The organism is Rhodobacter calidifons (genome assembly GCF_011174775.1).
GTDB classification, from domain to species: Bacteria; Pseudomonadota; Alphaproteobacteria; order Rhodobacterales; family Rhodobacteraceae; genus Tabrizicola; species Tabrizicola calidifons.
Genome location: NZ_JAANHS010000001.1, coordinates 176,847 through 189,253 on the forward strand (window position 1 = coordinate 176,847; position 12,407 = coordinate 189,253).

11 protein-coding genes are annotated in these 12,407 nt (G+C 67.5%); 10 read left to right on the forward strand and 1 reads right to left on the reverse strand.

Features of this window, described 5'->3' with window-relative positions; translation table 11 throughout:
* Nucleotides 1–247 precede the first annotated feature (247 nt).
* The 9 genes from G8O29_RS00900 (at nucleotide 248) to G8O29_RS00940 (ending at nucleotide 10,609) form a co-directional block, all read left to right on the forward strand.
* Nucleotides 248–3,085 (forward strand): monovalent cation/H+ antiporter subunit A, encoded by a 2,838-nt coding sequence (locus tag G8O29_RS00900; protein ID WP_166401349.1) that lies wholly within the window; start codon nucleotides 248–250, stop codon nucleotides 3,083–3,085.
* Nucleotides 3,085–3,453, forward strand: a complete 369-nt coding sequence (locus G8O29_RS00905) for a Na+/H+ antiporter subunit C (RefSeq protein ID WP_166401350.1) — start codon at nucleotides 3,085–3,087, stop codon at nucleotides 3,451–3,453. The genes G8O29_RS00900 and G8O29_RS00905 overlap by 1 nt, the downstream gene beginning before the upstream one ends.
* A complete protein-coding gene (locus G8O29_RS00910; RefSeq protein ID WP_166401351.1) occupies nucleotides 3,450–4,958 on the forward strand; it encodes a monovalent cation/H+ antiporter subunit D in 1,509 nt (502 codons plus the stop codon). Before G8O29_RS00905 ends, G8O29_RS00910 begins: the two co-directional genes overlap by 4 nt.
* A 3-nt stretch (nucleotides 4,959–4,961) precedes the next feature.
* Nucleotides 4,962–5,453, forward strand: coding sequence for a Na+/H+ antiporter subunit E (locus G8O29_RS00915; protein WP_166401352.1), 492 nt, complete (start codon nucleotides 4,962–4,964; stop codon nucleotides 5,451–5,453).
* The gene (locus G8O29_RS00920) at nucleotides 5,450–5,722 is read left to right on the forward strand and encodes a K+/H+ antiporter subunit F (RefSeq protein ID WP_207623600.1); all 273 of its coding nucleotides are present in this window, start codon (nucleotides 5,450–5,452) and stop codon (nucleotides 5,720–5,722) included. Before G8O29_RS00915 ends, G8O29_RS00920 begins: the two co-directional genes overlap by 4 nt.
* Complete coding sequence (gene mnhG / locus G8O29_RS00925; RefSeq protein WP_166401353.1) at nucleotides 5,719–6,096, forward strand: monovalent cation/H(+) antiporter subunit G; 378 nt, start codon at nucleotides 5,719–5,721, stop codon at nucleotides 6,094–6,096. The genes G8O29_RS00920 and mnhG overlap by 4 nt, the downstream gene beginning before the upstream one ends.
* A gap of 102 nt (nucleotides 6,097–6,198) precedes the next feature.
* On the forward strand, nucleotides 6,199–7,188 hold the full coding sequence (gene deoC, locus G8O29_RS00930; RefSeq protein WP_166401354.1) for a deoxyribose-phosphate aldolase: 990 nt from the start codon (nucleotides 6,199–6,201) through the stop codon (nucleotides 7,186–7,188).
* Between the two features lie 168 nt (nucleotides 7,189–7,356).
* Entirely contained in the window at nucleotides 7,357–9,696 is a 2,340-nt protein-coding gene (locus G8O29_RS00935; protein WP_166401355.1) for an aldehyde dehydrogenase family protein, read from the forward strand.
* Nucleotides 9,697–10,054: 358 nt separating this feature from the next.
* The gene (locus tag G8O29_RS00940) at nucleotides 10,055–10,609 is read left to right on the forward strand and encodes a YfbU family protein (RefSeq protein WP_166401356.1); all 555 of its coding nucleotides are present in this window, start codon (nucleotides 10,055–10,057) and stop codon (nucleotides 10,607–10,609) included.
* 217 nt (nucleotides 10,610–10,826) lie between these two features.
* On the opposite strand, the gene G8O29_RS00945 is transcribed toward G8O29_RS00940, so the two are convergent.
* On the reverse strand, nucleotides 10,827–11,384 hold the full coding sequence (locus G8O29_RS00945; protein ID WP_166401637.1) for a YqgE/AlgH family protein: 558 nt from the start codon (nucleotides 11,382–11,384) through the stop codon (nucleotides 10,827–10,829).
* 138 nt (nucleotides 11,385–11,522) lie between these two features.
* On the opposite strand from G8O29_RS00945, the gene G8O29_RS00950 reads away from it, so the two are divergent.
* Nucleotides 11,523–12,314, forward strand: coding sequence for a protein-disulfide reductase DsbD domain-containing protein (locus G8O29_RS00950; RefSeq protein ID WP_166401357.1), 792 nt, complete (start codon nucleotides 11,523–11,525; stop codon nucleotides 12,312–12,314).
* Nucleotides 12,315–12,407 lie beyond the last annotated feature (93 nt).

Here is a 12,407-nt window from a genome sequence, read left to right on the forward strand (position 1 = left end):
GCAAATGCTAACCGCAGAGCGACCGCGCCCTCCCCCCTCCCGCGACCGGATCCAGCGCCGCGGCAGCCCGGCCGAGGGGGTTCGATGCCCCCGAGGACGGTCCTCCGCCGGACCGCCGCGTGCAAAAAACCCGGCAATCCGGTCGCAAGGGGGTTGAAACCCTTGACGCGAAGCCCAAAATCGCCCGAAACCCGCCGCGACGCGATCAAGAACCAGAACCAGCCGCCACGACGAGGATGCCGCCCGAATGACCCTAGCCCTGATTGCGGCGCTGCCGTTCCTCGGCGCCCTGCTGCCCGGACTGATGATTCGCGCCGGCCGCGATGCCTGCGCCGCGCTGACCGGATCGGTCACGCTCCTCGCCCTCTGCCTGCTGGCCCTTCAGGCCCCCACCGTCCTTGCGGGCGGCATCGTCCAGACCAGGATCGACTGGCTTCCTGCCCTCGGCCTGAACGCCACATTCTTCCTCGACGGGCTCGGGCTGCTCTTCGCCGGGCTGATCCTGGGGATCGGCCTTCTGATCATCCTCTACGCCCGGTTCTACCTGGCGAAATCCGACCCGATGGGGCAGTTCTACAGCTACCTCATGCTGTTCCAGGGCGCGATGGTCGGCATCGTCCTGTCCGACAACATCCTGCTTCTGCTGATCTTCTGGGAGCTGACCTCGCTCTCCTCCTTCCTCCTCATCGGCTACTGGAAGCACCTGCCCGAGGGCCGCCAGGGCGCGCGGATGGCGCTGGCGGTCACGGGGGGCGGGGGCCTGGCGATGATCGCGGGCATGCTGATCCTGGGCAACATCGCGGGCAGCTACGACCTGACCGTGATCCTGACCCAGAAGGAGGCGATCCAGGCCAGCCCGTGGTATCTGCCCGCCCTCATCCTGATCCTGCTGGGCGCCTTCACCAAATCGGCGCAGTTCCCTTTCCACTTCTGGCTGCCGCATGCGATGGCCGCGCCCACGCCGGTCTCGGCCTATCTGCACTCGGCGACCATGGTGAAGGCGGGCCTGTTCCTGATGGCGCGGCTGTGGCCGGTGCTGGCCGGCACCCCGGAATGGTTCTGGATCGTCTCGACCGCGGGCCTTGTCACCATGGTGATGGCCGCGAAGATCGCCTTCTTCAAGGACGACCTCAAGGCGCTTCTCGCCTTCTCGACCGTCAGCCACCTTGGCCTCATCACCATGCTTCTCGGCTTCGGCACCAGGGCCGCGGCGACGGTCGCGGTCTTTCACATCATCAACCATGCCACCTTCAAGGCCGCGCTCTTCATGACCGCCGGGATCGTGGATCACGAGGCCCATACCCGCGACATCAAGCGTCTCGGCGGTCTCAGGACGCTGATGCCGATCACTTTCGGCATCGCCCTTCTGGCCAGCCTTTCCATGGCCGGCATCCCGCCCCTGAACGGGTTCCTCTCCAAGGAACTGATGCTGGAGGAAGCCGCCCATACCACATGGATCACCCCCTGGGCGATGGGGGTCCTTGCCACCATCGCCGCGCTGTTCTCGGTGGCCTACAGCTTCCGCTTCCTGGCCCATGGCTTCCTCGGCCCGGTCCGCGACGACTATCCCCATACGCCGCATGACCCCGGCCCCGGCCTCTGGGGGGCGCCCGCCTTCCTGGTGGTCCTCGTCGTGGTGATCGGCCTCTTTCCCATGGCTTCGGCCGCCTGGCTGGTGAATGCAGCCGCCTCGGCCGTGACCGGAGAGACGGTTGCCGTGAAGATCACCCACTGGCACGGGCTTCAGGCGGTGGCGCTGTGGATGTCCGTCGCGGCGGTCGGCGGCGGGTTGATGATGCTGGGCGCCTTCGGCCCCCTGCGCGCGATCTGGGACGCCACCCCGCGCCCCGAGGCCAAGCGCATCTTCGACGGCATCATCGAGCCCCTCGCGGCCCTGGCCCGCAGCCTCACCTATGCGCTGCACAACAGCTCGCTCTCCCGCGCGATCGCGGTTGCGGTCCTGGCCATCGCGGGTGCGGGGCTCTGGGCCTTCACCGGCGGCGGCCATGTTCCGGGCACCCGCGCCCTGATGCCGGTCGAACCGCTGGTGGCCGTGGTCTGGGCGGTCATGCTGGCCGCGGCGCTTGCGGTGCCCTTCCTGCACCGGGTCCGGGTGGTGGCGCTGGTCTTCGTCGGCGTGGTGGGCCTTCTGCTGGTGCCCTTCTTCGTCCTGATGTCCGCCCCCGACCTTGCCCTGACCCAGCTTTCGGTCGAGGTGGTGACGATCCTCCTGATGCTGCTGGCGCTGAACTTCCTGCCCAAGACCACGCCCGAGGAAAGCCCCGCGCCGCGCCGCCTGTTCGACGCGGGCGTCGCGGGCATCGCGGGCGCAGGGATCGGCTGGCTTGCCTGGGAAATGCTGACCCGCCAGGCCGCCTTTCCGCCGATCTCGCATTTCCACCTGGCCCAGTCGAAACCCGGCGCGGGCGGGACGAACGTCGTCAACACCATCCTGGTGGACTTCCGGGGCTACGATACCTTCGGCGAGATCATCGTGCTCGGCATCGCCGCCCTGGCGATCTATGCCCTGTCCGAGAACCTGCTGCGCAGCCCCGCCGTCACCCGCCGCCTGGCCGAGACGCGCCCCGAGCGCGAGGCCGGCGACCGCCACCCGATGATGCTGGTCGTCTCGACCCGGCTTCTTCTGCCCATGGCGATGATGGTCGGCGTCTACATCTACCTGCGCGGCCACAACATGCCCGGCGGCGGCTTCGTCGCGGGCCTCGTCTTCGCCATCGCCTATCTGATGCAGTACATGGCCTCGGGCTATGTCTGGAGCCATTCGCGCCAGCGCTTCGACCACCATGTGCTGATCGGCTGGGGCGTGCTGATCGCCACGCTCTCGGGCGCGGGGGCCTGGGCCTTCGGGCTGCCGTTCCTGACCTCGGGCTTCGAATATGTCCATCTCTGGCCGCTGGAGGAATTCGAGCTGGCCACCGCGGCGATCTTCGACCTGGGCGTGTTCCTCTGCGTCCTCGGCGCGGTGCTCTTGGCGCTGGCCTCGCTGTCGCGGCTGGCGCAGCGGACGGGCGAGGTGGTGAACACCCGCGCCTATGACACCGAAGCCCCGCAGGAGACCCGCTGATGGAAGCCCTTGTCGCCATCACCATCGGCACGCTGACCGCCGTGGGCCTTTACCTGACGCTGCGCCTGCGCAGCTTTCCGGTGATCCTGGGGCTGACCATGCTCAGCTACGCGGTGAACGTGTTCCTCTTCGCCTCGGGCCGGCTGGTGCAGAACCAGGCGCCGATCATCGGCAGCGGCGAGACCTATGCCGACCCCTTGCCGCAGGCGCTGGTGCTGACCGCCATCGTGATCTCGTTCGGGATGACGGCGGTCATCATGATCATGGCCATCGGCGGCTTTCTGGAATCGGGCCATGACCGGGTGAACATGGCCGCCAGCGACCCGGCCGACGCCGACCAGGACGACGCCGAGGAGGGCTGGGCATGACAGGCCACTGGATCATCCTGCCGGTCGTCCTGCCCGCCTTCGTGGCCGGGCTGATGGTCACGGCGATGCGCAACGACCTTTTGCTGAAGCGCGTCACGGGCGTGACCTCGATCCTGCTGCTGAACGCCCTGGCGCTGGCGCTGCTGTGGTCGGCCTCCACCCATGGGCCGCAGGTCTATTTCCTGGGCGACTGGCCCGCGCCCTTCGGCATCGTGCTGGTGCTGGACCGGCTGTCGGCGATGATGGTCCTGCTTCTGGCCGCGCTGGCGCTGGCCGTGGTGCTTTACGCCATCGGCTCGGGCTGGGACGCGAAGGGGGCGCATTTCCACCCGCTGTTGCAGTTCCTTCTGATGGGCATCGGCGGAGCCTTCCTGACCGGCGACGCCTTCAACCTCTTCGTCTTCTTCGAGATCCTGCTCATCGCCTCATACGGGCTGATGATCCACGGCGGGGGATCGGCGCGCGCGCGGGCGGGCCTGCAATATGTCGCCTTCAACCTGATCGGCTCGTCGCTGTTCCTCTTCGCGCTGGCGCTGACCTACAGCGTCACCGGCACGCTGAACATCGCCGACCTCGCCGCGAAACTGCCCGACCTGCCCCAGGGCGACGCGGCCATGCTGCGGGTGACGGCGGTCCTTCTTATCCTCGTCTTCGCGATCAAGGGGGCGCTGGTGCCGCTGCAATTCTGGCTGCCCGGCACCTATGCCAATGCCCCCGGCGTCGTCGCCGCCATGTTCGCGGTGATGACCAAGGTCGGCGCCTATGCCACCTTGCGCTTCGGCGCCATGGTCTTTCCGCCCGACCTGCCCGCGACCGGGACGCTGATCTCCGACCTCATCCTGCCGGCCGGCCTCGTGACGCTGGTCATCGGCGCCATCGGAGTCCTCGGCGCCTCCACCCTGCCGCGCCTCGTGGCCTTCGGCGGCATCGCCTCGATGGGCACCGCCTTCATCGCGATCGGCGCCTTCACCCCGGCGACCACGGCGGCGGCGCTGTACTACATCCTGCACTCCACGCTGGCGACCGCGGCGATGTTCCTGGTGGCCGATCTCGTCATCCGCCGCCGCGCCCATGCCCGGCTGACCGAGACCGCGCCGCCCATCGCCCAGGCCGGGCTGATCTCGGCGCTCTACATGGCCGCAGCCATCGCCATGGCCGGGATGCCGCCACTGTCGGGCTTCCTTGGCAAGCTTCTGATCCTCGATGCCTTCCGCGCCCAGGCGCCCCTGGTCTGGAGCGTGATCCTCCTCTCCTCCTTCCTGATGATCCTCGGCTTTGCCCGCGCGGGCTCCACCCTGTTCTGGAAACCCTCCGCGATGGAGGCCGCACCGGACGACCGCGCACCCGAGGGTCTGGCCTTCACCGGCACCTTCGGCCTGCTTGCAGGGCTTGTCGCGCTGACCCTGCTGGCCGGGCCGGTGACGGGCTGGCTTGGGGCAACGTCCGAAAGCCTCTATGCGCCGCAGGGCTATATCGCCGCCGCGCGCCTGGGCCAGGGGGGATAGACCATGCTGAAACGCCTCTTCCCGCATCCCTACCTGTCGCTGACGCTGATCGTGCTGTGGTTCATGCTGGTGAACCAGTGGAAGCTCGGCAGCCTGGTGATGGCGGTGATCCTGGCCACGATCCTGCCGCTCGTCACCTCGGCCTGGTGGCCCGACCGCGCGCGGGTCCGCCATCCCCTGCGGCTTCTAGGCTATACGGCGCTGGTGTTCTGGGACATCATCGTCGCCAACTTCCAGGTGGCCTATGTCATCCTGTTCATCCCGCGCGACAAGGTGCAGTCGCGCTGGCTGACCGTGCCGCTGGACCTGAAATCGCCCGAGGCCGTCAGCCTCTTGGCCGGCACCATCACCATGACCCCCGGCACGCTGTCCTCGGACATGTCCGCCTGCGGCCGCGCGCTTCTGGTCCATGCCCTGCATGCCCCCGACCCGGACGCCGTCCGCGACCAGATCAAGTCCCGCTACGAGGCCCGCCTGAAAAGGATTTTCGAATGATCCTCGGTTACGCCCTGACCTTCATGTTCGCCTGCATCGGCCTGGCCTTCGCGCTGAACATCTGGCGCCTGTTCACCGCGCCCACCCTGACCGACCGGATCGTGACGCTGGACACGATGACGATCAACGCCATCGCCCTGGTCGTCCTTTACGGCATCCGCGCCGGCACCGGCCTCTATCTCGAGGCTGCGGTCCTGCTGGCGCTGACCGGCTTCCTCGGCACCGTGGCCTACTGCAAGTTCCTGTTGCGGGGGAGCATCATCGAATGACCCCGATCCTTCAGACCGCAATCGAGCTCATCGTCGCCGCGGGCCTCGTCGGCGGCGGCTTCTTCGCGCTGGTCGGCTCCTGGGGCCTGATCCGCCTGCCGCGCCCGATGCAGCGGCTGCATGCGCCGACCAAGGCCACCACGATCGGCGTCGGCGCCGCCCTTCTGGCCTCGTCCATCGGCAGCCTGCCGGTGACAGGAACCGTCAGCATCCAGGAATGGCTCATCACCCTGTTCCTCTTGCTGACCGCGCCGATCTCGGCCCTGTTCCTGGCCAAGACCCTGATCCTGCGCGGCGAGGCCGACCCCGACCTGCCCGATCCCGGCACCGGGACGCCCTGGGCGACGCTTGGGCAGGAACGGCCGGACCCCTGATTTTTTGACCATACGGTCAGAATTCTGCCGATGCGCCCCTTGCCGGACCGGCCCCGCGCATGGCATCGTCCGGCTGAACCGGCAGCGCCGCAGGGAAGCCCGATGAACACCGAAACACCAGCCCGGACGGGCCTCCTGCCCCAGGTCACCCATGCCCGGAACCCCGGCATGGCGCTGGATCTCGACTGGGTGGCCTCGGTCCAGGCCAATACCTCGGCCATCGAACGCCGCGCCGCCACCCTGCCCGGCCGCCGCAGCGTGAAGAAGGAATATCAGGCTGCCTGGCTTCTGAAGGCGATCAGCCTCATCGACCTGACCACCCTGTCCGGCGACGACACGCCCGGCCGCGTCCAGCGCCTCTGCGCCAAGGCCCGCCAGCCGGTCGCGCCCTGGATGCTGGAGCGTCTGGGGATGCCCGGCCTCACGGTCGGCGCGGTCTGCGTCTATCACGAGATGGTGGAAACCGCCGTCCGCGCGCTGGAGGGCACCTCAATCCCCGTCGCCGCCGTCTCCACCGGCTTTCCGGCGGGTCTGTCGCCCTACAAACTCCGGATCGCCGAGATCGGCGAAAGCGTCCGTGCAGGGGCGAAGGAAATCGACATCGTCATCTCCCGCCGCCATGTCCTGACGCAGAACTGGCAGGCGCTTTACGACGAGATGCGCGACATGCGCGAAGCCTGCGGCGACGCCCATGTCAAGGCGATCCTTGCCACGGGCGAGCTTGGCACGCTGCGCAACGTCGCCCGCGCCAGCCTCGTCTGCATGATGGGCGGGGCCGATTTCATCAAGACCTCGACGGGGAAAGAGGCGGTGAACGCCACCCTCCCCGTTTCTCTCACCATGATCCGCGCCATCCGCGACTACGAGGCGCGCACCGGCTACAAGGTCGGCTACAAGCCCGCCGGCGGCATCGCCAAGGCCAAGGACGCGCTGGTCTATCTGACGCTGATGAAGGACGAGTTGGGCCACCCCTGGCTGCAACCCGACCTCTTCCGCTTCGGGGCCTCCTCCCTTCTGGGCGACATCGAACGCCAGCTCGAACACCACCTGACCGGCCACTACTCCGCCGCCAACCGCCACGCGATGGGCTGACCCCATGGCCACCGGCTCCCGGCTTTCTCTTCTCGGAATATCCCCGCCGGAGGCCCTTCGCCCGAGCCGGTTGCGCGCCCTTCGCGCGCAAAGGCGAGACAACAGCTTGCGCGTCAGCGCTCATTTCGAAAACCGCCCCCACCCGCGCGACGGCGAAGGACTGATCCCATGACCATCAAGGAAATCTTCGACAGCATGGCCTACGGCCCCGCCCCCGAAAGCGCCGCCGAGGCCCTCGCCTGGATCGCCAGCCACAACGCCACCTTCGGCCATTACATCGACGGCAGCTTCACCGCGCCCGGGCAGACCTTCATCACCCGCAACCCCGCCACCGGCCAGCCCCTCGCCCAGGTCACCCAGGGCACCGCCGAGGACGTGGCCCGCGCGGTGGAAGCCGCCCGCCGTGCCCAGCCGAAATGGGCGCGCCTGCCCGCCTTCCGCCGGGCCGAATACCTCTACGCCCTCGCCCGCCTGGTCCAGAAACATTCCCGCCTTTTCGCGGTACTCGAGACCCTCGACAACGGCAAGCCGATCCGCGAGTCCCGCGACATCGACATCCCGCTGGTCGCCCGCCACTTCTCCTACCACGCAGGGTTGGCCCAACTCCTGCCATCCGAACACCCCGACCTCGCGCCCCTCGGCGTCTGCGGCGCGATCATCCCCTGGAACTTCCCGCTCCTGATGCTCGCCTGGAAGGTCGCCCCGGCGCTGGCCGCCGGGAACACCGTCGTCCTCAAACCCGCCGAATACACCCCCCTCACCGCCCTCCTCTTCGCCGACATCAGCCGCGAGGCAGGCCTTCCGAAGGGCGTCCTCAACATCGTCACCGGCGACGGCAGCACCGGCGCGGCCCTCGTCGATGCCCCCGTGGACAAGATCGCCTTCACTGGCTCCACCTCGGTCGGCAAACGCATCCGCGAGGCCACCGCAGGCACCGGCAAGGCCCTCACCTTGGAGCTTGGCGGCAAGAGCCCCTACATCGTCTTCGACGACGCCGACCTCGACTCCGCCGTCGAGGGTCTCGTCGATGCCATCTGGTTCAACCAGGGCCAGGTCTGCTGCGCCGGGTCCCGCCTCCTCGTCCAGGAAGGCGTGGCCCCCCGCTTCTACGACAAGCTCAAACGCCGGATGGACGGCCTGCGGGTCGGCGACCCCCTCGACAAATGCATCGACATCGGCGCCATCGTCGACCCTATCCAGCTCGACACCATCACCCGCCTCGTCCAGGACAACCCCGAGGGCGAGCACTATCAGGCCCCCTGCCCGCTGCCCGCGCAGGGCTGCTTCTACCCGCCCACCCTCATCACCGGCCTCGGCACCGCCTCCCCCCTCATGCAGGAAGAGATCTTCGGCCCGGTGCTGGTCTCGATGACCTTCCGCACGCCCGAAGAAGCCGTCCAGCTTGCCAACAACACCCGTTACGGCCTCGCCGCGACGGTCTGGACGGAAAACATCAACCTCGCCCTCGACATCGCCCCCAAACTCAAGGCCGGGGTCGTCTGGATCAACGCCACCAACCTCTTCGACGCCGCCGCAGGCTTCGGGGGCGTCCGTGAATCCGGCTTCGGTCGCGAAGGCGGGTGGGAGGGCCTGATGGCCTACCTCAAGCCCGCCGCAAGACCCGCCGCCCTGAAACCTGCCGCGCCCATCCCGGCCCCGGCGGACCCGCAGGTCGATGCCCTCGACCGCACCGCCAAGCTCTATATCGGCGGCAAGCAGACCCGCCCGGACAGCGGCTACTCGCAGCCCGTCTACAGCCCCAAGGGCCACCTCCTCGGCCATGTCGGCATCGGCAACCGCAAGGACATCCGCAACGCCGTCGAGGCCGCCCATGCCGCCAAAGCCTGGGCGAAAACAACGGCCTACAACCGCGCCCAGGTCCTCTACTTCATCGCCGAGAACCTCTCGGCCCGCGCCGCCGAGTTCGCCCGGCGCCTCGAGAACCTCACCGGCAAGCCCGGCGCAGCCGAGGTGGAGGCCTCCATCCAGCGCCTCTTCACCTATGCCGCCTGGGCCGACAAATACGATGGCGCCGCCAAATCCGTCCCCATCCGCGGCATCGCGCTGGCGATGAACGAACCCGTCGGCGTGATCGGCGCGCTCCTCCCGGACGAATGCCCCCTCCTCGGCCTCATCTCCGTCATGGCCCCCGCCATCGCCATGGGCAACACGGTGGTCCTCGTCCCCGGCCAACACCCCCTCGCCGCCACCGATTTCTACCAGGTCCTCGACACCTCCGACGTGCCCGCAGGGGTCATCAACATCGTCACCGGCCCCGCCCCCGACCTCGCCAAATCCCTCGCCGGCCACATGGACGTGGATGCGGTGTGGAGCTTCTCCTCCCACCCCCTCTCCGCCCTGATCGAGCGCGAGGCCGCCGGCAACCTGAAACGCACCTGGGTCAACCACGGCAGGGCGCGCGACTGGCTTTCCCCCAGCTCCGAGGGCCGGACCTTCCTGGCCCAGGCGACCGAGATCAAGACCGTCTGGGTTCCGTATGGGGAGTGAGGGCGGTCACCCCGCGCTCCCCTCCCCCCTCGTGGGGGAGGGCTAGGATGGGGGGCCGCCCCAAACGTAGGTCGGGGTTCACCCCGACTCTTTCTCCCCAACTTCTCCTTCTTCGTCAGATTTGCCCAAAGCAAATCTGACCGCGCCCGACCCGCCCCCCGGGGGCGGGCGCGATATATCGCTCCCACCCCCGCGTGCCGGTCGCGGTCAGCCTTGCACCCTGGCCAGATCCGTTAGTCTCTCTAGACCTTTGACTTAAGCGGGCCGACACAGTTCATTCCCCTTTCGTTCTGTCGCCTCTTGAAAAGTTGATCGTCCGTTACCTTATCGGACAGATGGCAACACCTCGGGGTAGAAAATGAAACTTTCGGACGGCGAGAAAATCATCATCGCTTTGCTTGCAGACATCCACAAGGGTCTGAAGATTGAAGGCGAAATAGACGTGAAGGGGCTCATGGCTGCGATCTACGGCGGTCACCTTTGGAGCCTGAAGTGGGACTGGACCGGACTTCTGCACGACTATGAAGCAGACCCGGCAGTGGTTTCCCAAACTACCGACATTTTGGTCATGTGGTCATTTCTTGAACAGAGCTTTGCCAACTTGTCAGACGATGACAAAGCGAAGGTTTGCGCAGCAAACCACGGCGACGCTCCGAAGTTTCCGGGCTTCGACGGGAACAATGAAGATCACTACGGCGTCGCCAAGCACCTAATCAATGAAATGGGCCGGTTTCAGAACTTCAAGGACCATTACTTGAATTCGCACTCGCAGCGGCTGGACAACTATCTTCTGATGTTCCGGGTCTTTGATCCGATCCGCGACACCGTGGGGCTGCGACCCAACGTCCAGATGACGGCGGATGAAATCATCTCCGTCCTGCAAGCTGCTTACCCCGCTCAGGCGGTCGCGTAGAGGCTTCGCGGAAAATCTCACTACAGTCTCACTAGGGGCGTTGGAGTCGATCTATCTGACGCCCCGATTCGCGCCCCAAGGTTAACGCCTCCCCCGCCCGCCGAGCGTCTGGACAGATTCCAGACGCATGCCAGACGGATTCCATACCGTTAACCTCCCGGAAATCCCCCGGATCAACCCAGCGTTCCCAACCCCTTACCCGGAGTCCCTTGCGGTCTCAGGCCCGCCCCGCCGCCGCACTCAGGGTCAAGGGATCAATCCCCATCCCCCGCAGCGCCTCCGACCATTTCACCCGGTCATCCGAGCCGAACACCAACCCCTCCGGCGCATCAGAAGTCAGCCAGTCGTTCCGCGCGATCTCGGCCTCCAGCTGCCCCGGCCCCCAGCCGGAATATCCCAGCGCCAGCAAGGCCTTACCGGGGCCACCCCCGGAAGCCAAAGCCTCCAGCACGTTGATCGTCGCGGTCATCTCCAGGCCCCCCGGCACCTGCATCGTGCCCTCGCCCGCAGGCCGCCAGTCGGCCGAGTGCAGCACGAACCCCCGCCCCCGCTCCACCGGCCCGCCGAAATGCACCCGGATGTCGCGGCCCAGGGGGCCAAGGGGGATGCCAAGATGCTCCAGCAGCCCGGAAAAGCTAAGATCTTCCAAAGGCTTGTTGACGATCAACCCCATCGCGCCCTCCGCCGAATGGGCACAAAGCAGCACCACGCTGCGCTCGAACCGAGGGTCCGTCATCCCCGGCATCGCGATCAGGATCTGTCCGGCAAGGTCCATCGTCACCGCCCTCCCCTGCCGGAAACATGGCCCCGGAGACCGCGGCGAGCAAGTCCGGATGATGGCCAAACCGCCACGATCACGCAGCTTCGCCGCAAAGTGATTTCCTCTGACCCCGGGATTGCCTATCTTCGCCCCATGCTGAAAGTCGCCGCCACCCTTGCCCTGATCGCCTCCCCCGCCCTTGCCACCACGCAGGATGATGTCTTGCAGGCTCAGCTAAGGTCAGGATGGCAAACGGAAAATGGCAGCCACATGGCGGCCCTGGACCTGACGCTCGCCCCGGGCTGGAAGACCTACTGGCGCAGTCCGGGCGACGCGGGCATCCCGCCCAGCTTCGACTGGTCGGGCTCGGACAACGTGCAGTCGGTGCGCATCCACTGGCCCGCGCCCGCCGTCTTCAACCTGAACGGCATGCAGACCATCGGCTACAGCGACCGCCTGGTCCTGCCGGTGGAAGTCACGCCCTCGGACCCGGCACGCCCGGTCCGGCTGCGGGTGCGGATGGACCTCGGCGTCTGCGACGAGATCTGTCTGCCGGCCTCGGTTGACCTTGGCGCCGACCTTGCCGCGCCCGGCGCCCCGGACGCGAACATCCGCACCGCCCTGTCGCAGCGCGCCGCGACGGCGCAGGAGGCGGGGGTGACCCGCGTCTCGTGCAGCATCGACCCGATCAGGGACGGCCTGCGCCTGACCGCCCGTCTGACCCTGCCCGACCCCGGCCTGCCCGAGGTCGTCGCCTTCGAAACCGCCAACCGCGAGATCTGGGTGGCCGAAGCCGTCACCGAACGGCGCGGCGGCGAACTGATCAGCATCACCGAACTCGTCCCCCCGCACGGCGCGCCCTTCGCGCTGGATCGTTCGGGGATCACCATGACCATCCTCGCCGCCAATGGCGCGGTCGAGGTGAAGGGCTGCCCCGCCCCCTGAGCCCGCCCCCTGAGACAGTCGCCCGCACGCCCCGAGGCAGGGTTATGGGGGCAGGGTTGTGGGGCAGGGTTGTGGGGCAGGCCACCCCGGCCT